18 protein-coding genes are annotated in these 21,792 nt (G+C 38.1%); 5 read left to right on the forward strand and 13 right to left on the reverse strand.

The genetic code is table 11. From position 1 onward, the window contains the following. Window positions 1-149: 149 nt before the first annotated feature. Window positions 150-1,811: an alkaline phosphatase PafA gene (gene pafA, locus WG906_RS10870; RefSeq protein ID WP_339992622.1), complete on the reverse strand. Its 1,662-nt coding sequence runs from the start codon at window positions 1,809-1,811 to the stop codon at window positions 150-152. Between the two features lie 110 nt (window positions 1,812-1,921). Further along, the gene (locus WG906_RS10875) at window positions 1,922-4,375 is read right to left on the reverse strand and encodes a TonB-dependent receptor (RefSeq protein ID WP_339992623.1); all 2,454 of its coding nucleotides are present in this window, start codon (window positions 4,373-4,375) and stop codon (window positions 1,922-1,924) included. A gap of 397 nt (window positions 4,376-4,772) precedes the next feature. Between WG906_RS10875 and WG906_RS10880 the strand changes: the two genes are divergently transcribed. Then, the gene (locus WG906_RS10880) at window positions 4,773-7,661 is read left to right on the forward strand and encodes a DEAD/DEAH box helicase (RefSeq protein ID WP_339992624.1); all 2,889 of its coding nucleotides are present in this window, start codon (window positions 4,773-4,775) and stop codon (window positions 7,659-7,661) included. Between the two features lie 67 nt (window positions 7,662-7,728). On the opposite strand, the gene aat is transcribed toward WG906_RS10880, so the two are convergent. The 8 genes from aat to WG906_RS10920 form a co-directional block, all read right to left on the reverse strand. After that, window positions 7,729-8,364, reverse strand: a complete 636-nt coding sequence (gene aat, locus WG906_RS10885; protein WP_339992625.1) for a leucyl/phenylalanyl-tRNA--protein transferase — start codon at window positions 8,362-8,364, stop codon at window positions 7,729-7,731. Window positions 8,365-8,549: 185 nt separating this feature from the next. Beyond that, a complete protein-coding gene (locus WG906_RS10890; protein WP_339992626.1) occupies window positions 8,550-9,215 on the reverse strand; it encodes an energy transducer TonB in 666 nt (221 codons plus the stop codon). Window positions 9,216-9,289: 74 nt separating this feature from the next. Continuing rightward, window positions 9,290-9,664: a 30S ribosome-binding factor RbfA gene (gene rbfA, locus WG906_RS10895; protein ID WP_339992627.1), complete on the reverse strand. Its 375-nt coding sequence runs from the start codon at window positions 9,662-9,664 to the stop codon at window positions 9,290-9,292. Window positions 9,665-9,674: 10 nt separating this feature from the next. Continuing rightward, window positions 9,675-10,880 carry a GTPase HflX gene (gene hflX / locus WG906_RS10900; protein ID WP_339992628.1) on the reverse strand — a complete coding sequence of 402 codons (1,206 nt, stop codon included), beginning with the start codon at window positions 10,878-10,880 and terminating at the stop codon, window positions 9,675-9,677. Window positions 10,881-10,952: 72 nt separating this feature from the next. Continuing rightward, window positions 10,953-11,768, reverse strand: a complete 816-nt coding sequence (gene trpC / locus WG906_RS10905; protein WP_339992629.1) for an indole-3-glycerol phosphate synthase TrpC — start codon at window positions 11,766-11,768, stop codon at window positions 10,953-10,955. A 7-nt stretch (window positions 11,769-11,775) separates the two neighbouring features. Then, a complete protein-coding gene (locus WG906_RS10910) occupies window positions 11,776-12,351 on the reverse strand; it encodes an anthranilate synthase component II (RefSeq protein ID WP_339992630.1) in 576 nt (191 codons plus the stop codon). A gap of 1 nt (window position 12,352) precedes the next feature. Beyond that, a complete protein-coding gene (locus tag WG906_RS10915; protein WP_339992631.1) occupies window positions 12,353-13,777 on the reverse strand; it encodes an anthranilate synthase component I family protein in 1,425 nt (474 codons plus the stop codon). Between the two features lie 223 nt (window positions 13,778-14,000). After that, entirely contained in the window at window positions 14,001-14,441 is a 441-nt protein-coding gene (locus WG906_RS10920; RefSeq protein ID WP_339992632.1) for a cytochrome B, read from the reverse strand. 256 nt (window positions 14,442-14,697) lie between these two features. On the opposite strand from WG906_RS10920, the gene msrA reads away from it, so the two are divergent. The 3 genes from msrA to def are packed head-to-tail and all read left to right on the forward strand — an operon-like array spanning window position 14,698 to window position 17,239. Beyond that, window positions 14,698-15,333 (forward strand): peptide-methionine (S)-S-oxide reductase MsrA, encoded by a 636-nt coding sequence (gene msrA / locus WG906_RS10925; protein WP_339992633.1) that lies wholly within the window; start codon window positions 14,698-14,700, stop codon window positions 15,331-15,333. 57 nt (window positions 15,334-15,390) lie between these two features. After that, the gene (locus WG906_RS10930; protein ID WP_339992634.1) at window positions 15,391-16,620 is read left to right on the forward strand and encodes a M16 family metallopeptidase; all 1,230 of its coding nucleotides are present in this window, start codon (window positions 15,391-15,393) and stop codon (window positions 16,618-16,620) included. A gap of 55 nt (window positions 16,621-16,675) precedes the next feature. Next, window positions 16,676-17,239 (forward strand): peptide deformylase, encoded by a 564-nt coding sequence (gene def / locus WG906_RS10935; protein ID WP_339992635.1) that lies wholly within the window; start codon window positions 16,676-16,678, stop codon window positions 17,237-17,239. Here def and WG906_RS10940 read toward each other — a convergent pair. The 3 genes from WG906_RS10940 to WG906_RS10950 all read right to left on the reverse strand — a co-directional run bounded on the left by WG906_RS10940 (window position 17,236) and on the right by WG906_RS10950 (window position 19,415). Continuing rightward, a complete protein-coding gene (locus WG906_RS10940) occupies window positions 17,236-17,877 on the reverse strand; it encodes a peptidase associated/transthyretin-like domain-containing protein (RefSeq protein ID WP_339992636.1) in 642 nt (213 codons plus the stop codon). The two genes, def and WG906_RS10940, sit on opposite strands and share 4 nt — an antisense overlap. A gap of 145 nt (window positions 17,878-18,022) precedes the next feature. Next, window positions 18,023-18,301 (reverse strand): NifU family protein, encoded by a 279-nt coding sequence (locus WG906_RS10945; protein WP_339992637.1) that lies wholly within the window; start codon window positions 18,299-18,301, stop codon window positions 18,023-18,025. 37 nt (window positions 18,302-18,338) lie between these two features. Further along, window positions 18,339-19,415, reverse strand: coding sequence for an Mrp/NBP35 family ATP-binding protein (locus tag WG906_RS10950; RefSeq protein WP_339992638.1), 1,077 nt, complete (start codon window positions 19,413-19,415; stop codon window positions 18,339-18,341). A 123-nt stretch (window positions 19,416-19,538) separates the two neighbouring features. Here WG906_RS10950 and WG906_RS10955 point away from each other — a divergent pair, with 123 nt between their 5' ends. Then, on the forward strand, window positions 19,539-21,695 hold the full coding sequence (locus WG906_RS10955; RefSeq protein WP_339992639.1) for a transglycosylase domain-containing protein: 2,157 nt from the start codon (window positions 19,539-19,541) through the stop codon (window positions 21,693-21,695). The last annotated feature ends 97 nt before the right edge of the window (window positions 21,696-21,792 follow it).

Genomic DNA, 21,792 nt, shown 5'->3' on the forward strand with positions numbered 1-21,792 from the left:
TGGCATCAGCTTATTTTCACAGAGATTTATTTAGTTAGGTGTTCAAGAGAACGTTTCTCTAAGTTCATTTCGGCTTGCCCGCCCGTTCGAGCGGGTGAGAGCTAAGCTCATGCAGGTTTCATTAAACTGTGTTGGCCTTAACAGCTAAATTACTTTAAAACTTCAATAATAGGTTGCCCGATATTACCATTAGGCTCCTGAATATGCAACAAAGCTGAAAGAGTTGAAGCAACATCGGACATACTTGTTAAACGGTTGGTTTTCCCTTGTTTAATTCCCCAGCCCATAAAAACTAAGGGAATATGGGTATCGTATGGATTCCAGGTGCCATGTGTGGTTCCGGTAACCTCGGTACCAGAGCCCTGATAGTAACCCGGATTGGTTATGATTTGAATTTCTCCGCTTCGCTTTTCATTATAGCCATGGATAATCCGGGCTTTTAATACCTCAGGGATGGGTTCATTTCCAATATTTTTCAAGTCAACCACATAAGAAACATTTACTTGACTCTTATAATAAGAAATTACATCCTTTTTAATCTGATTGATATCTAATCCTTTCTCATTAATCAGAGGATAATTAAAATGAACCTGATAATTAAACAAACTTCTAACTACTTTATCGCTCCCATATTTCTTAGACAAAATTCCATTTAGCTCCTCAAGTCCCCGACTGCTATTATTTGTCGTGTTCCAAACTCCTGCCGGAATTTTATGATCGCTTAAAAAGTTCGGATTATGGGCAGCTCCGTGGTCTGCTGACAGGAAAATAGTGTACTCTCCTTTTCCCACTACTTTATCGAGGTAGCTTAAAAAACCAGCAATATCTCTGTCCAACCTAAGATAAGTGTCCTCAACTTCGACAGAATTCGGACCAAACTGGTGCCCTATATAATCGGTTGATGAAAGGCTGACAGCCAGAAAATCAGTGAAGTCGCCTTTTCCCATTTGTTCGCTCTCAATAGCTTTTTTTGCGAAATCAAGGGTATATGTATTAGCAAAAGGAGTATTTCTGATAGCTCCCCAACCAGCTGTACGTCCCGCCCAAATATCATGCGGAAAAGCAGCTGTCGTTTCATTCCTATACTTTCCTTCATATCGCGAAGAATTGTCGGGACTGCTTTGCTTATAGGTAGCAAGTGGATAAAGAGTCTCCCATTTATAATTTTCCTGGTTTTCAACTAATCGCCGATTATTAAACTCTTCTACCCATAATGGCAAATTTGCTCTGTAATAGGTACTGGTAATCCAATTCCCTGTTAAGTCGTCATACCAGTAAGCCGCATCGGCAGAATGACCTGCAGGCAGTATCCCACCCCTGTCCTTTAAAGCAATGCCGATAACTTTTGAGCGAAAGTTTGTTGCCAGCTTTAATTCATCAGTAATTGTACTTGACAGAAGATTTTTGGGCGACATCCTTCCGGCTCTTGAAGTAGTACCTACAGATTGAACTGATGTATCCTCAGTACAATACAATCTGTAACCTGAAGATTGAACGATCCAATCATTTCCTGCAATGCCGTTAACCGAAGGAACAGAGCCTGTATATAAACTTGCATGACCGCAAGCTGTATAGGTTGGAACGTATCCTATCTGTGTATTTTCACAACTGAATCCTTCATTTAAAAGACGCTTAAACCCTCTGGAACCATACCGTTCATAATATCGATAAAGAAAATCCCAGCGCATTTGGTCCACAACCAACCCAACAACCAATTTTGGTCTGGGCAATACAGCGGAAGATTTTTGTTGTGAGAATAATGAAGTACAATAAAAGGAAAAAACAACTAACGGAAGATATCTAAGTTTCATTTATTTAAAATAACAGAGCCAAATCTCGCAATTGAAATTTAAAGTAAGGTTAATTTTTAATGAATAGAAAAATTAATACATCTGCCCTTATCAGACAGATGTATTAGCAACTAAAATTTCAGGTTGAGGGAAACCATATAATTGCGATAAGCCTGCGGAAAATAGAAATTTTCCGTGGTGAATTTACTTCCCATTATGTAGCTATAACTATATCCATTTGAGGCAAATTTCTCTGAAAAGACATTATTCACCAGAAAAGATAAGCCGATATTTTTAATCTGTTTGACCGATGTATTATAACGAAGTCTTAAATCATGTACATCAAATGCGGCTAGAGATCTGCCGTTATTTGATGTGTTGTCCAGGTATTGCTTGCTAACTACTTTGCTTAGAAAAGCAACTTCTATGCCTTGGAAAAAACTATAAGAAATATCACTTGATGCAATAAAATTCGGAGAAAAAGCCAGGTCGGTGTTTTTGAAATTATTAGAAATCTGACCTCCATTATCATAATCATCTGCATATTCAGTAAAATCCTTCACCTTGTTACGACTTAAAGCAGCTGTTGCCGACCAGGAAAGAGCAGGGATTATTTGAACTCTGGAATCAAGCTCTAAGCCCATACGGTAACTATCTGAAACATTTTGCCGAATGTATTCTCCTACGTCATTGATCTTACCCGTTAAAACTAGTTGGTCATTATAGAACATAGCATAGGCATTAATGCCTGCCGAATAACTTTTTCCATTAACTCTGTAACCCGCTTCCAGATCTTTAAGATTTTCAGATTTTGGAATGTTGACAGCACTAGAGTTAATAAAATCATCCCGATTAGGCTCTTTATTTGCTATTGCAAACGAGGCATAAAAATTACTACCAGGATTAAGTTGGTATGTAAGGCCAATTTTTGGATTGAAAAAATTAAAATCGATATCATGGTTAAGCTGATTTCTATTTTTGTCTGTTCCGGTAATTTTATAACCTATGCCTCTATATTGTAAATCGGCAAATAAATTAATTTTCCCGACCTGGTAATTTGTTCTTCCATAAATGTTAAAGTCTGTTTTAAACCCGTTACCGTTATAATAACGTTGTCTGATTTTACTATCTGAAGCATATTGCGCCCAAATTACTTCGCCAAAATGATCCCCGTCATACTCATTGTAAGCACCACCTAAAGTTAAACTCAATGGTTCGGATGGATTGTAATTTAAAGAATAGGTAAATCCGTAAAAATCATTATCCAGCCAGCGGCGGCGAATCAGGTCTGTTTCATTAATGGTTGTACCACCGATAGTTATCGAGCTTAGTTCGTAATCATCAAGGGACTGAGAATTCTTATACTCTTCGAAATAACCACGACCATAAGTATAATGCAAGGCCGTATTAATATTTAATTGAGGAGAAAAAGTATGAGTATATAATAATTGATAATGATCCTGAGAATAGTTGTCTGTTTGATCATCGTATAAAAACTGGCTGTATTTTCTTTTGTCAGAGTCAAAAAGGTTGATAGAATCGGCAGTAGTATGATATAAATAACCGAGGTTATTGTAATAATGATTTAACAAGGCAGCATTGTCTCCTGTTAATTTAGCTTCGGGAATGCCATTCCATACCTGAAATGTTTTCTCAGCGCCTGAAAAAACATTGGCTCTCAGCAAATCTTTTTTTCCGTAGTAAGCCCCGCTTAAAAAATACGAGCGCAGTTTAGAAGCTCCCCTGTCAATATACCCGTCGGAGATGATTCTTGATAGACGGCCATCAAACGTAAATTTCCCATTTATTAAACCTGTTCCGACCATAACGGTATTCTTTAATGTACCGAAAGAACCGGCTGTATTATTTAATTCCGCATAAGCAGAATCACGCAAAGTTGTGGTTTGAACGTTCAAACTTCCGCCAAACGCTCCTGCACCATTAGTTGATGTCCCTACACCTCGTTGAACCTGTATATTATCTACCGATGAAGCAAAATCCGGCATATTCACCCAAAATAGTCCCTGACTTTCGGAATCGTTATATGGGATTCCGTTTAAAGTGACATTAATTCTGGTTGGGTCGCTTCCGCGGATCCTGATTCCTGTATAACCAATGCCCGTACCGGCATCGGAGCTCACTACAACAGAAGGGGTTTGATTCAGAAGATAGGGTAAATCCTGTCCAAGATTATTTTTTTCCAGCTCCTCCCGGCCAACATTCCGGTAAGTAGTCGCAGAATTCTTGTTTGCACGCGTCGAATTTACGAGTACTTCATCAGTTACGATGCCGTTTCTTTCCAGTGCAGCATTTATGGTCTCATTCGAATTAAGTACTATCGTTTGAAGGAATGGTTGATACCCTAAATAAGTAACCTTAACCAGGTACTTTCCTGCTTTCAGGTTAGGAATTGAATATTCACCGGCAAAATTAGATTGAACTATGTAATTACCCGAAGTTATTGTTGCGCCTGCCAGTGCCTGCTCATTTTGGCGATCAATAATTTTTCCGCTAATAGAAAACTGAGCTGCTACCAGTGCTGGTAAGAGGATTGTCGCGATTGCGAACATTACATTTTTTTTCAATTTGATTTATTATAAGTTAACACAATATGCACGAAGGGGTACGCACATTCTTAACTCTACCTCCCTCCGCCGGCATTACCCGGATCAGGTGTTCATTGAAGCTAAAGATTACAAGCCAGGATTAAAAGATATATCACTTTTTAACACTAACCTTTTCAGCTTCTCTGATGGGTCTAATCTCAGCCTGTTTTTATGTTTGCCGATTGGAGTTCAATCATTTATTCACAAACAAGGCACCCCTTTTTGAGACTGTAAAGGTAAGGATTGTTTATTTAGTTTAAGTAACAGTTTTTACCTGCAACACAATCAGGTAGTTTTCCTATTGGTTTTAAACAGAATTCTATCTAAGTTTAACATTTTTTATCTGCTTGCTTGGATAAATTTTATCTATTTCTAAATGTTACGCGTCGATAGCTCAAAACCCTGTAAACTTGTATATTCACTATGCAAGCACGAATTCTTAGGCTATTTAATCGAACCTCATATTGTTCAGTTAAATCAGGATGGAGATTTTTCGCTTACTTACCAGCGATTATTTTCAACTACTGCGAAGGAGTTCTCTACAATACTTGATGAAACCGACATTAAGCTCATTAAACTTTTAGAAGAAACCGAGCAGGGGCATATAATTAAACGCTATCATAAAAAGCCTGTAAGACCTTTTGAATTCTTCAGTAAAACGTTCGATCCGAAATTCTATGAAATTATTCGTCCTAAAATTGAAAAACGAATAATCGAAGCATTCAAGTTACTGAAAGATAAATCTCTGTATTTGATGAGTAAAGAAGGATGGCCTGTTGAGCGTAAGATACAATTGGCTGAGGAACCTGCTTCGGTATTGTTCCATTTCAGAAGAAATGAAGAAGAAACCAGGTATTTCCCTACGATTAAATATCAGGGCATCCGTATTGAATTCATGTTTAAAGATGCGCAGGTGATTTGCAATGAGCCTGCATGGTTGCTATTGGAAGATGTTTTATACTTTTTTGATGGTGAAGTAGAAGGCAAAAAGCTTCAGCCTTTTTTAAACAAGCGATTTATATCTATTCCCAAGTCTTCAGAAAAAGCCTATTTCGAAAAATTTGTAGGTCCTCTAATTGAGAAACACCATGTCTACGCAGAAGGATTTACTATAAACACAGAAAAATTTGATGCAACTCCAGTATTAAAAGTAATTTTCATACCCGGAGGGATCTCGCAATTACAGCTTTATTTTAGATATGGCACTTATATTTTCGCTGCCGGAAGCACTACAAAAGTTTCCGTCAGAATGGAAAAAAAAGGCGACGAATATATTTTCCACCGAATAAAAAGGTCGCTCTCCTGGGAAAAGTCGAAACTTGATGATTTACTGGACCTTGGTTTAGAAGCTGCAAGTTCCTTGTTTTTAAACCTGGAGGTTAAACAACTATTTTCCGAAGAAGATGCTTCATTTAGCGTTATAAACTGGCTCAACGAAAATCACGAACAACTTGTAGAAAACGGCTTTGAAATAGAGCAGCCGGATGGCAATAAACGCTTCCTATTTGGCACCAGCAAGGTTGATCTGGAATTCAAGGAGGGAAATGACTGGTTTGATTTAAAAGCCTTTGTATATTTTGGACCCTATCAAATTCCATTCATGGATTTGCGCCATCATATTCTGAATAAGATTCGCGAGTTCACTTTACCTTCCGGCGAGGTAGCTATAATACCCGAAAAATGGTTTTCGCAATATGGGAACCTGTTGCATTTTACCGAAAAGTCGGATGATCATTTAAGACTTAAAAAACATCATATTGGTTTGATAAATGACTTCGCCAATAGCGAACTGGCATCTATTACCATGGACAGGAAACTTCAGCAACTCAGCAATTTTGAAAAAATCGAGGATCTGGATGTTCCCGTGAACTTTAAAGGCAAGCTTCGCTCTTATCAAAAAGCCGGTTATGACTGGTTTCAGTTTTTACGTAATTACAACTTTGGAGGATGCCTGGCCGATGATATGGGCCTTGGAAAAACAGTTCAAACGCTGGCACTTCTACAAAAAATAAAAGAAGAACATTCAGAAACATCAGCCTCCTTAATTATAATGCCAACCTCGTTAATTTATAACTGGGCTAAGGAAGCTGAAAAGTTTGCTCCCTCTCTTCGGATTTTAGAACATACAGGCACATTTAGAAGTAAAGATGTCACTCGGTTTATGGAATACGATGTGGTTTTTACAACCTATGGCATTACCCGGGTAGACATTGAGCTAATGAAAACCCTCTACTTTAATTATGTCATTCTCGACGAAAGTCAAAACATAAAAAACCCCGCATCAAAAGCGTACAAAGCAGTTAAACAGCTAAAATCGAAGCATAAATTAATTTTAAGCGGAACACCGGTGGAAAATACGGTAAATGACTTATGGACTCAGATGTCGTTTATTAATCCGGGCCTACTGGGCAGCCAGCATTTCTTTCAGAATGATTTCGTAATTCCAATTGAAAAGAAGCGGGATGAGGAGGTGGCCAGAAAATTACAGGCTCTAATTAAACCATTTGTTTTAAGAAGAACAAAAGACCAGGTTGCAACCGAATTGCCGGAAAAAACAGTGCAGCTCTTTTACTGTCAGATGGGCGAAGAGCAGGCGAAATATTATGAAGATGTAAAATCTGAGTATAGAAATGATATGTTAAGGTCTTTAGAAGACGGAACTTTTGCAAAATCTCAAATTCAGGTTTTACAAGGTCTTACTAAACTTCGACAGATAGCCAATCATCCTTATATGATTGATAAAGATTATGAAGGCGAGTCCGGCAAATTTGAAAACGTAATTCATACTCTGGAAAGTGTCTTGTCGCGTGGACACAAAGTTCTGGTATTCTCGCAATTTGTGAAACAGCTGGAGATTTATCGCAACCATTTTGATTCGGAGGAAATACGCTATGCCTACCTCGACGGCTCGACTCAAAACAGAGGACAGGTTGTGGAGGAATTTCAAAAGAATGAAGATATTAAGTTATTTCTTATCTCTTTAAAGGCCGGAGGTGTGGGATTGAACCTTACGGAGGCCGATTATGTATTTATGCTCGATCCATGGTGGAACCCTGCTGTAGAACAGCAGGCCATTGACAGAACCCACAGAATCGGACAGAAAAAGAAAGTATTCATTTATAAGTTCATTACCAAAGACACAGTCGAAGAAAAGATTCTCGCTCTTCAAAACAGGAAGCGTTCGGTAGCCGAATCTTTAATAACTACCGAAGAAAGTTTTGTAAAATCGCTGAGCGCAGACGATATCCGGGAGATTTTGAATTAGAAGAAAGTAGTAATCAGAAAAGCATCATTAAGTATAGATCTAAACCCTCAAAAATATATAAACGCCCTTAATTAGTTCCTAATATCCTCATATACTCCTCTCTCGAAATATACTCAGCCCCCATACTCTCCAGGTGATCGGTATGGAACTGACAATCGATCAGAGAATAATTCTTATGTTTACAAAGCCATATTAAAGCAGTTTTTGAGGCATTGACAGCGAAACTAAACATGCTCTCCCCGCAAAATACATTTCCGGTTTTTACGCCATAAAGACCTCCTACCAAAACATTATCCTGCCAAACTTCAATAGAATGAGCGATCCCATTTTTGTGAAGAGCCATATAAGCATCCTGCATTTCAGAAATTATCCAGGTACCATCCTGACCCTTTCTTTCCGCTGCAGCGCAAGATTTTATCACCTGCTCAAATGCCTGATTTTCGGTTATTTTATATACATCCGTTTTTAGAAATTTACGCATACTTTTAGACACCTTAACCTTTTCAGGGAAAATAACGAATCGCTCATGCGGTGAATACCATAAAATCGGTGTCTCTTCAGAATACCAGGGGAATATCCCCATACTGTAGGCAAGATTTAAACGATCAACCGATAAATCTCCGCCAACAGCAAGAAGGCCATCCTCATCAGCAAGTTCGGGTGCAGGAAATAGCAGAATATGCTCTTCAAGTCTAAAAATCACAAATAAATATACTTATAAATTAAACCCTCGACCAAACCACGAGTCAATCAGGTAGAGTTTACGCTTACAATATTTAGAAAAGGGTTAGAGTTCTAGTTTAGTTTTTAGTTTTTATTGGTTAAAGCGGCTGAGTTAATTGGCCGCTTTTTTCCTTCTTAATCCAGTGAAAAAATTGGAATAACGAATTACCGGCATTTTTCAAAGAGTAGTTTCTCGGATTTATTACTTCCCAGCTTGCGGATCAGATTAAGATCTTCACAAGCGCCTTCTTTATCGCCTTGCTTCATTTTTTGCTGAGCCTGTCTTAATAATCGATCAAAAAATCGCTCATCATAACCTAACTGCCGCTTTAACTCCAGAATTTTTTCTTCATCAGAAGCCGAATAGCTTCCTGAGGATTTCTTTTCATAAAAGTTTATTACAGCCTTACTAAGATCTTGCCGGGCCTGATATGCGGCTATTGCTTCCTTGATTTCGTCAGATGAACGCTCACTGCAGTTATATTCTTTTAACGTAAAATTGATAGGAATAACAATAGCTTGTGTGGTATCAAAAGCACCAGGTACAAGCCATTTCCCAGATGTCAACCGAACAATACGCAAAGCTTCAGAATCCAGATCTATTCCGAAGCCCTTACTCACTTTAGATCCGAATATTCTGCCTTGTTTGGTAAGCTGAAAGCTAATGTGAACAGTACCCTGAAGACAATTTTGTTTCGCATATTCAGGATAAATCAGATTATTGGAAATAAAGCTGTTAAGGTTTTTAGCACCGCCTTTAAACACCGGCACACCATCAGTTTTAACACCACTGAAGGCTAACCACATTACCAATGCCACGCTTAAAGTCATAGACTAATATAACGATACAGATGGATTTTTATTTAGTAATTTAAGTTATTTAGCTTAAGGATACCTTAATACATTTATTCTTCCGTATCGGGTTGTCTTGGCTCCTGACTTATTTTATCGAAAATCTTATCCATGCGCTCAACATAGGTATTGGTGTCGTCCAAAAAGAATTCAAGCTGCGGAACGATCCGTGCCTGGTTTTTTATTCTTGCACCAAGTTTATACCGAATTTCACTGGCATGAGCTTTAACTGTATTTAAAGCAACACTCGTATTTGAATTGTTAAAAAAACTTAAGAAAACACGGGCAATGGCAAGGTCGGGAGTAATGCGTACCTTGGTTATTGTAACTAATGTATTCGGCAAAAAACTCATGCCTTCACGTTGAAATATCTCGGCTAAATCTTTCTGAATTACCCCTGCGAATTTTTGCTGACGTTTCGATTCCATAATAATAATTTTATTGATTCTCCCCTTCTATATCAGGATACAACAAAGCGTCGTATGGGTATCTTTCCTGGTGAACGTTTTTGACTTTTGTGTATAACAAATTTCGCAACTCTTCCACATTTTCCTTTTTTGCTGCCGAAATAAAAACCGCAGGACTGTTATGTTTTCCCATCCAGCTGTTTTTAAACTCCTCCAAACTTAGAGTAACCCCCGTTTCATTATCATGTTCAGGTTTATATACGTCGATCTTGTTAAAAACTGTAATAATCTCTTTATCTACAACGCCTAAATCTTTCAAAGTTTCATTAACTGTCTTAATCTGATCCTCAAATGTGGCATGTGAAATATCAACAACATGTATTAATATATCAGCTTCCCTTACTTCGTCTAAAGTCGATTTGAAACATTCTACCAAATGGTGAGGCAACTTGCGAATAAAACCAACTGTATCCGAGAGTAAGAACGGAAGATTTTCGATTACAACTTTTCTAACTGTAGTATCCAGGGTAGCAAATAACTTATTCTCGGCAAATACATCAGATTTAGACAACATGTTCATAATGGTAGATTTTCCTACGTTGGTATATCCTACCAATGCTACTCTAACCAGCTGTCCGCGATTTTTCCGCTGGGTTTCGTTCTGCCTGTCGATTATCTTCAAACGCTCTTTGAGCAAAGCTATTTTATCCTGAATGATCCTCCTATCCGTTTCAATCTGACTTTCACCCGGACCACGCATTCCAATTCCCCCTTTCTGACGCTCTAAGTGAGTCCATAAACGGGTTAATCTTGGAAGCAGATATTGGAGCTGAGCAAGCTCAACCTGAGTTCGGGCCTGAGAAGTTTGTGCCCTTGATGCAAAGATGTCCAGTATTAAATTGCTCCGATCAAGAATCTTAACCTGCATTTCCCGCTCGATATTCCGAAGCTGGGAAGGGCTCAGCTCATCGTCAAAAACTACAATATCTATTTCTTCCGACCGTACATATTCTGCTATCTCTTCGAGCTTTCCGGTTCCAACAAAAGTAGCTCTATCAGCACGCTGCATCTTTTGCGTAAAGGTTTTTTCTGTAATTCCTCCCGCAGTCTCAACTAAAAATTCTAACTCTTCCAGATACTCCCGCTCCTTTTCTTCTGTTTCGTTTGGTGTAATAATACCTACTAAAACCGCTCGTTCAGGCTTTATTGCAGTATCGAAGAATTTCTGTTTACCCATGCTTTAAAGTATTTTAGATTGCCCTTTATCAGGAATTAATAACATAACACCGAAATAATAATACTGATTTATTTATTGTTCAAGAATTGCAAGCTGCTTTACAAATTCCTTCATTGCCTTACCAGGATCCTCTTCCTTCATGAAATTTTCACCTATTAAAAAACCATTAAATCCGGCCTTTTTCAACTCATATATTGTAGCCGGATTGCTGATACCGCTCTCGGAAATCTTAAGAAACTTATCAGGAATCTGATCCACTAAATCATATGAATGTTGTAAAGAAACCGAAAAATCAGCCAGATTTCTATTGTTTACCCCAACCGCATCCAAATCATCGCAAAGACTTTGTTCCAGTTCCTGCTGATTATGCACTTCTAATAAAACGCTTAAGCCTAGGTTCTTTGCTAAACGGGCAAACTTCTCGATAGTTTTAGGTTCTAAAATAGCGGCTATTAATAAAATAACATCAGCTCCGATAGCTTTTGCCTCAATAATCTGATATTCATCCAGAATAAATTCCTTCCGCAAGACAGGAATTGTATTGGCATGCCTTGCCTGTAATAAATCACTTATTCGCCCACCAAAAAATTGCGAATCTGTAAGGACTGACAGGGCGGAAGCCCCAGCTTCTGCATAGGCCTTAGTTACAGTACCTGCATTAACCTTGTTATTGATAATTCCCTTAGAAGGTGATGCCCTTTTAAACTCAGCTATTATGCCAGTTCTTTCCGGGGATAAAATAAATTCCCTTAAAGAATAACATTCGCGGTGAAACAATTCATCCTCCTCTAAACGGCTGATCGAAACCCTTGACCGAGCTTCCGAGATCTCCTGTAATTTATGCTTAACAATTTTGTCGAGTATGGTACTGCCGGTACTTGTTGTCATATCTAAACTATTTTGCAGGTTGCGTTAGCCAATTATTTATCATTTGTTTTCCATTCTCTGTTAAAACAGATTCCGGATGAAACTGCACTCCCCTAACGTCATATTCCTTGTGCCGCAATCCCATAATAACGCCCTCTGTATCTTTGGCCGTAACGATTAAGTCTTCAGGAAGGCCTTCACGCTTTACTGCCCACGAGTGATATCTGCCTACATTAAAGGTATGGGGCAATTCATCAAATAAAACTTCATCCTTATCCAAAACCTGCATAGCTGTCGCCCTACCATGTACAGGATATGATAAGTTATAGAGGCTGCCGCCAAAAACCTCCGCAATAGCTTGTACACCAAGGCAAACTCCTAAAATACTTTTAGAAGGAGAGTATGTTTTTATTACATCTAATAATAAACCTGCTTCGGATGGAATTCCGGGCCCCGGAGACAATAAAACTTTATCGAAGGCTTCAATATCTGCCAGTTCAAATTTATCGTTTCTCCATACCGTAGGATCGTATCCGCACTCATTAAGCAAATGAACGAGATTAAAGGTAAAGGAGTCGTAATTATCTATTACTAATATGTTCATTTTAAACCTTTTCAAAAGATGGTACAATTGTTTCTGCCAATTTTATAGCCATTCTCAGCGCCATAATTTTATTATTTACTTCTGTCAGTTCACTTTGGGGATTCGAATCTGCAACGACTCCTGCTCCGGCCTGGTAGTGCAGAACGTTATTGCGGCTCATAAAAGAGCGAATCATTATGGCGTGATTAAAGTCTCCGTTAAAACCCATAAAGCCTATCGCTCCACTATAGAAACCGCGTGGTCCATTTTCAAACCGGTCAATCAAAGTCATTGCCATATATTTAGGCGCCCCGCTTAATGTACCTGCCGGGAATGTATCACCAACAACAGAAAAAGGATCTGTACCCTCTTTTAATTGACCGGTAACTTTAGACACCAGGTGAATAATATGCGAATAATACTGAACTTCTTTAAATGCCCTAACCGTAACATTTTTACAGTGTCGGCTAAGGTCATTGCGGGCAAGGTCAACCAGCATTACGTGTTCTGCACTTTCCTTCGGATCGTTCTCAAGCTTTTCAGCGAGTTCAGCATCCAGAATGTCATTTCCCGTCCGCCTGAACGTTCCGGCTATCGGGTAAATAGTCGCTTCATTCTTTTTAATGGTTAATTGAGCTTCGGGCGATGAGCCAAAAAGTTTAAAATCGCCATAATCAAAGTAAAAAAGATATGGTGAGGGATTTATAGATCGCAGAGCCCTGTACACATTAAATTCATCTCCCTGAAACGATTGAGAAAACGCTCTTGAAGGCACAATCTGAAACACATCACCACGATAAATGTGCTTTTTAAGATCCTCAATAACTTGCAGAAAAGCTTCATCTGTAAAATTGGAACTCTCATCCCCGGATGCTTCAAAACGATATTCGGGAAAGTCTTTATTCTGAATTAAATATTGAATACGCTCTATTCCCGATTTTTCTTCTTCATCGGTACGATGCTCAAAAAGATATAATTCGTTTTTAAAGTGATCTATGGCAATAACATAGCGGTAAATATGATATTGCAATAAGGGGATATTTCTTGGCCCGGAGCGGTCGGTCTGTAATTTAATATCTTCAAAATGCTCAATGCTCTCAAAAGTAAAATAGCCAAATAAGCCGTTGGAAATAAACTTAAAAGCAGTTTCTTCTGTAGAAGTAAAACTGCTCCTGAAATTTGTTACTTCCCTAAGCAGATCTACATTTTCAACTGAAACTTCCTTCCTCTCCCCATCCGGGAAATAAGTGGATAAAACATTTTCATTAAGACTGATACCGGCAATTGGGTCACAGCAAACATAGCTCATGCTGTTTTCCCTGCTATGGTAATCAGAACTCTCCAATAAGATACTATTAGGAAACACATCCCGCATCCGCAGATATATACTCACCGGGGTGGTAGTATCTGCGAGTAGCTTTTTATAAGAAGTATGTAGTGTATACATAGATTAAAATTATTCCCTGCAATCAGGGTAGTTAAGGCCAAAAAAAACCCGACGGATTAGCGTCGGGTTGATATATAATGTCGTTTTTCTAATTGTTAATACGAAACACACTTACCAGACGCGAGTTGCTGCCAGCCACCACCAAATCATAGTATGTTTTAAAATCATCATTTTAACAAAAATAGAAAGAAAATCAGAACTGTCAATAGTTTTATCGATTATCTTATTTACCAATTAACGGTCTTCCGCTTAACACAATGGCAACTATTATAATTATAAAAGCTATGCTATAAAAAACAGCTACAGTTTTATGCTTTGCGATATCATTTAAGAGCTTTTTGGATTTTGAATATCCTACTGTAATCAATGCTACCGCGATAAGCATCATAATTATATGCTCAACAGTCCAGTAACGCAAAGTATCATCCTTCATAGCAGATCCCATATCTCCAGTTTTTACATAAGGACTGATAAAATATAAAACAAGACCAAGAACAAATTGAATGTGGGCACTTATTAAGGTAAAAAGATTAATTCTTTTGTTGCCTGGGGTAAATGGTTTCTTTCCAAACCACCCTGCCAAACTTAAAAGGATAGCGCCGATAAGCAGCAACATTACTACGTACCTTAATCCCGAATGTGCTTCTAATATAAATTGATACATCGTTTATTTTTTGCCCAAAGTAACAAAAAATGCATTAGTAATGGAAAGACACTTTCCAATTCAAACGTTTACTAATAACAGATAAACGATAAAACATACATGATATAACCGATAATAAGCTAAATCACCTTCGAGGTGCTGCTTGGTTAAAGGCTCTGGCTCAACCAGATTTGCTATACTAAGCAGAAAAAAAATCAGTTAAATAAAGATCATATTTCTATGCAACTTCGTACATTATATAAATTGTACAATCATCATGAAACTGAGAATAATTTTTTTCACGCTTTTAAGTTCATCGGTCTTTTTCTCCTGTAATCTTTCAGGCCAGCAAAAAACCAGCGCCGTAAAATTGACATCGCCGCCAAACAAAGCAATAGCAGTTTTTGCAGAAGGATGCTTTTGGTGTTCTGAACATATATTTGAAGAGATTGCAGGAGTAGATTCTGCAGTTTCGGGTTATAGTGGAGGACATGTTAAAAACCCCTCCTATGAGCAGGTGTGTTCAGAAACTACAGGTCATGCAGAAGCCATAATGGTATATTACAACCCGAAAATTCTCTCCTATTCGGATTTGCTGGATGCCTTCTTTACTTCTCACGATCCCACTACATTAAACCGTCAGGGACCTGATACCGGCACTTCGTACCGTTCGGCCATATTTTACAATTCTCCTGAAGAGAAGGAGTCCATTAGAAAAGCTGTCATGAAATGGTCAACCGCCTTTAAAAAGCCCATCGTTACCGAAGTCGCTCCTTTAAAGGCATTTTATAGGGCGGAAGAGTATCATCAGAATTATGCAGCTTCCAATCCGGGCAACTCCTATATTCAAGGTGTATCAATGCCGCGGTTTGAATCGTTTAAACGAGAGTGTAAATTAAAATTGAAAGAATAATAAAATAATATAGCCTATGCTTCATCCCTAGGCTATATTATTTATCTTGTACCCTTAATGGATTATCAGGTCTTTACCTTGCCAAATGGCATCCGTCTTTTACATAAACCAACAACATCATTATTATCGCATGCCTGCATAATTATAAATGCCGGTTCGCGCGATGAAATGCCCGGGAAAGATGGCCTTGCTCATTTTATTGAACATTTGCTGTTTAAGAAAACAGTAAAGAGAAGCACTACTCAAATTTTAAACCGGCTGGAGTTGGTCGGTGGCGATTTGAATGCCTATACAACTAAAGAATATACATGCCTCCACGCTTCGTTCTTAAATCCTTATCTGGAACGAGCCATAGAGCTGTTACAGGACTTGGTTTTCAATTCTGTTTTTCCACAGGATGAGCTGGAAAAAGAAAAAAGCGTTATTCTGGATGAAATCACCTCATATCTGGATCAGCCCGAAGAAGCTATTCAGGACGATTTTGAAGATATTCTTTTCGCCGGACACTCTCTTGGAAGGAATATTCTTGGTACCCCTGATACAGTAAAGGGCTTAGAGCGGTCGGATATAATTAATTTTTTAAACAGCAATTACAATACACACGAGATTGTTGTCGGAATTTTGGGGAACTACGATTTTAAAAAACTTTGCAAAATTTTTACCAGGCTTTACTCAGATATTCCGGAGAGAAGAACAAATTTAACCCGTAAATCTTTTCCAGGAAACAAGGCTTCAGAAATTCGAATTGAAAAATCAATCGGCCAGACCCATTGCGTGGTAGGCAACCAGGCATTCTCTATACACCATGAATATAAAACAGGATTGATGCTGTTGAATAATCTGCTTGGAGGAACCGGGATGAGTTCAAGGCTTAATTTGCAGATCCGTGAAAAATACGGTATAGCTTACACTATTGAATCTAATTATACAGGATTTACGGATACCGGGATTTTCTCTATTTATTTTGGAACTGATGCAGAAAAATCCGCAAAGGCAATGTCATTGGTACATAAGGAATTAAAAAAATTAAGGGAAAATAAATTATCAGCAATAGCACTGCAGCAGGCCAAACAAAAATTTACAGGCCTAATAGCCCTGGGTGAAGAAAACAGAATCGGCTTAATTATCTCTATGACCAAGAGTTTGACAGACTACGGAAAAGCTGATACGCTTGAAGAGATATACGCAAAAGTAAATGCGGTTACAGCAGAGCAAGTACTGGAAATAGCAAACACTGTTTTTGAACCTTCAAAACTAACATCACTCATCTTTGAACCGTCAGAATAGCGTATTAATCCACCTCTGATGTTTCTAATCCAGCCGATTTAATTATTTTTGCAAAATGAAATTACCGATTATAGCATACGGAGATCCGGTTCTCAGAAAGAAAGCTATTGATATCACAAAAGATTATCCAAATCTGGAAGAACTAATCGACAATATGTTTGAGACAATGTACAATGCCAGTGGCGTTGGTATAGCAGCGCCTCAAATCGGTCTTTCCATTCGGCTTTTTATTATTGATTTGAGTGATAAAGAAGAACCTGAATTAAAGGATTTTAAAAAAGTGTTTATTAACGCACAAATCTTAAATGAAGAGGGGGAAAAGTGGAGCTTTAATGAAGGATGTTTAAGCATACCTGATATTCGCGAAGATATCAGCCGCAATCAAACACTCACAATTTCTTATTACGATGAAAATTGGAATCAGCATACTGAAACCTTTTCTGGGTTCCAGGCCCGGGTTATTCAACACGAATACGATCATATTGAAGGGAAACTCTTTACTGATAAATTAAGTCCCCTTCGCAGAGCCATGTTAAAAAGCAAACTTGATTCGATATCAAGAGGTGCTGTTAAGGTTGATTACAGAATGAAATTTTTCGCGGCCTCTAAAAAGCGCTAATTATCTGAGTTGGACCGGCTTTTATCACCCTGCATGATCTGCTGAATCAATGCCCCCCATGCGAATGGGTTGAGTAATGGATTCGCCCCCCGTTGATTCATATTTTTGTTACTCAAGGCAATATGATTATTTTGGAAATTAAGATTGTTCATTTCCGTTCCATCGCGAGGGAGACTTTTAGCCATGGCCATTAAAGAAGTTCGGGCTACATTCTTTTTAGCGATTTCTAAATCATCGTCGGCAAACTTCATTGCCATAAAGTCTTTATTAAAATCATCTATGCTCGCCCATGGCAGTACCTGCACCATAGGAAGATTTACAACTTCGGCTTTCAGTTTAATAATAACAGTGTATTTTTTATCCTGAACATTCCTCGGAATTACCAAAGCTTCCCTTCTGTATCCAATCGCACTGAAAACTACCGTATCACCTTCATGTGCCACAAAAGAAAAATATCCCTGATGATTTGCTGAAAACACTTTGCCTTTTTCAGACCTGTTAATAATCGAAACATAGGGCACCACAACATTTGAGTCCACATTGTAGATTAGTCCGGAAAATTGAACAATAGACCTTTCCTGAGCTTTTGACAAACCTGCAGCGAGAAATAAAATTGATATGGCGAGAAAATGCTTCATCAATGTAAACCTAACAAAAATTGTGCAAGACTTATGTTAAAAACTGTTAAGAAACTTAAAGCCCTTTTTATTTTCAAAATCGATTAAACTAAAAAAGCGATTTCGTTAGATAACGTTATCGCTTTTTCGATATTTTAATAGCTAACTAATTCATCGTTTGTGGCATTACAGCATTAGGATCATCCATATCTGTGAGGTTTACTGCCTCAACGCCCTCTATCTCTGGCACTGCTTTTTTTATCGCTTGTTCTATGCCGGCCTTAAGAGTCATTATACTCATTGGGCAAGAACCGCAAGCTCCGAGTAATTTTAGCTTAACGATATTGTCTGATGTAATCTCTTCTACAGATACATTGCCACCATCTGCCTCCAGATAAGGCCGGATGGTATCCAGAGCACTTTCCACTTTTTGCAATAAATCCATTTATATCTTTTTTATAAAATTACTAAAATTTATTCTTTTAACCTACTTTGACAGGAGCATGGGCATTTGCTATTGATACCTGCTGAGCAACTCTTTCGGCAATATCTAAAAATGCCACCGACATTGGGTTATTTTCATTTAGAATTACCGGCATACCTGAGTCTCCTGCATCACTTATACTTTGAACAAGAGGAATTTCTCCTAAAAATGCTGTATTGTACATATCAGCAAGTTTTCTTCCTCCGCCTTCACCAAAAATATAATATTTATTTTCAGGCAGCTCTGCTGGTGTGAAATACGACATGTTTTCAATTATCCCTAAAATTGGAACATTTATGGATTCCATTAAAAACATTCCAATACCTTTTTTGGCATCTGAGAGTGCTACATTTTGAGGTGTGGTAACAATTACAGCGCCGACAACAGGATAATTTTGCGTTAAAGTGATATGTATATCACCGGTTCCAGGAGGAAGATCAACAACTAAATAATCCAGTTCGCCCCAGTCCGCATCATTAAACAATTGTTTTATAGCATTTGAAGCCATTGGACCTCTCCATGGAATAGGCTGATCTGGATCAGTAAAAAAACCTATTGACAAAAGTTTGATTCCGTACTTTTCTATAGGATCAATCCGGGTTTTCCCATCAGCTGTTTGAGTGGCATTTGGCCTGGCACCTTCCAAACCAAACATTATAGGAACAGATGGCCCATAAATATCGGCATCGATCAAGCCCACCTTAGCGCCACGCTTGGCCAATCCAAGAGCCAGGTTTGTAGAAACAGTAGATTTACCTACTCCTCCTTTTCCAGACGCAACAACGATTATATTTCTGATATTACTAAGTGGTTGATTTTTTTGTGTAGTAACCCGGGAGGTCATTTTCACCTCTACCTTTATATCCTTGCTTATAAAATGAGCAATCGCGTTGCGACAGGCATTTTCAATTAACGCCTTTAGGGGACAAGCAGGTGTAGTTAATACTACAGAGAAGGTAAGATTATCCCTTTCAATAATGATATCTTCAATCATATTCAGAGTAACCAGATCTTTTTTGAGATCGGGCTCTTCAACATGACTTAATGCTTTTAATACTTGCTCTTTAGTAATCATTTATTATGTATGAGCAGCAAATTTATGAAACCTAAGCCTATTATACTTGTTTGCACCATGAATTTAAAGATATTTACACTCTGGAAATAAAACTCACCATAAATCGTTTTTTTTGTTCTGTTATTGAAACTCAAAGTATTTTCATTCATGCGTAACCGGATTCCGCCTAAGTTTATAAAAATTGCCTTAATTTCTTTATCGGTGCTGTCTGTATTAGCTTTAACCGGTGGGGCTATTGCATATTCCAAACGCGAAGCAATTTTGAATGCTGTAATTTCAAAAGCAATTAATAAAGCAAAAAGGGAATACAATCTTAACTTAAAAATCAGCGATCCTCATTTTGAGGGTCTTAGCTCAGTGGCGTTCTCCAATATTTCGGTTGTACCAGAAAATCGCGACAGCCTTATTAATATTCATGATCTTCACATTGGCATTAAATTATTACCCCTTATTTCGGGTGATTTCAAACTTTCAAGCCTCAGAATCAAAAGCGGAAAAATAACCTTAATTAAGCGGGATAGCATAAGTAATTACGATTTCCTTTTTAAGAAAAAAAACCGTGATAATAAGAAGACGTCTAAAGCCGACCTGGCAGAGCTGGCTAATAATTTGTTAAATCAGGTACTTTATAAAATTCCTGACGATATGCTGGTTACAGATTTTGATGTCTCAATTATTCATGATGATAATAGGATGAACTTCTATACAACCTCAGCTACCATAACGGAAGGGCTGCTTAAATCAAATATTCTCATTAATAATACTGAAGCAGTCTGGCATTTGGATGGTACCGTTGAGCCCGGAGATAAAGAATTGGCGTTTAAATTATACGCTGAAAACAAAAAGGTTGAACTGGCCCTGATTGAAAAAGAATATGGTTTGAAACTTTCCTTTGACACGGTGTTTACCCAATTAAAAAAGGCGGTTAAGCAAGGCGATAAATTTCGCATTTATGGTTCATGGGCAATTAGAAACCTTTTAATTAATCACCCAAAGATTGCAGCCAATGATGTACTGCTGCAAAGCGGAGCTATTGATGCAGATGTGGTTATTGGCGAAAACTTTGTTGCATTAGACAGCACCTCGGTTATTTATTTAAAAAACATCAAAGCCAATCCATATATAAAGTATACAAACTCGCCTAAAAAAACATACGCATTAAAATTAAAGACTGAAGAATTAAACGCTCAACAGCTTTTTGATGCATTCCCGGTTGGCTTGTTTGAATCACTTGAAGGTATTAAAGTTGCAGGGAAACTTCAATATAATCTGGATTTTTACCTCGATTCTAAAAATCCCGACAACGTCCGCATAAATTCCACCTTACATAAAAGCAGTGATTTCAAAATCCTAAGATTCGGTAAAACTAACCTGCAAAAAATAAACAGCAGTTTTGTTTATACGCCATATGAATATGGAAAACCAATGAGAAATATAATAATAGGCCCTCAAAACCCCGATTATGTTCCCATTAACCAAATCGCCCCTTCCTTAAAAAACGCCATTTTAACAGCAGAAGATCCTTCATTTTACAGCCATAAAGGATTTGTGGAAAAAGCATTTCAAAGATCAATAGCAACAAATTTCAAAGAGAAGGCTTTTAAGCGGGGAGGAAGCACGATATCAATGCAATTGGTTAAAAACGTTTTCTTGAGCCGGCAAAAAACATTGGTCCGAAAGGTAGAGGAAATACTTCTGGTGTGGCTAATAGAAAACAACAGGTTATCTTCTAAACAAAGAATGTATGAAGTTTATCTGAACCTTATAGAATGGGGAAATAATGTATATGGAATAGGGGAAGCTTCCCGCTACTATTTTGGCAAGCACCCTTCTGAACTGAACCTAGGCGAAAGTATCTTCCTGGCCAATATTGTCCCTAGACCTAAAAAAGGATTGTATTTCTTTGAAGGGGATGGCAGTTTGAGTTACTCTTTAAGAGGATATTTTAAATTGATTGGGGGCTTGATGGCAAAACGAGGTTATACGAGCAGAGACACAAACGCCTACGGCTTTTATGGAGTTATGTTAAGAGAAAATTTAAGGCGTCGGGTAGACCCTGTTGATTCGGTAGTAGTTGATTCTCTTTACGAAGAAGAGACAGAACCGGCTGTTGGCGGAGGCTTTTTTAAAAATATTTTCAGGAGGCATCCAGATACTACTCGTGTAAATCAAAAAACGGGCACACCGGTTAAGGATACGATCATGTCCCCATCAGAGCTGAGACAGCAAAGACGTGAACAAAGACGAAAAGAGCGTGAACAAAAGGGAGATGACTCCTGATTTTTTCTATCTTAGAAACTAATTATTTCTGATACGTAAATTATTATCCTGAATGAAACCTGCACGAGCTTACCGCTAAAAAAAATGAGAAAGCCCG

This window comes from Pedobacter superstes (assembly GCF_037622515.1).
GTDB classification, from domain to species: domain Bacteria; phylum Bacteroidota; class Bacteroidia; order Sphingobacteriales; family Sphingobacteriaceae; genus Paradesertivirga; species Paradesertivirga superstes.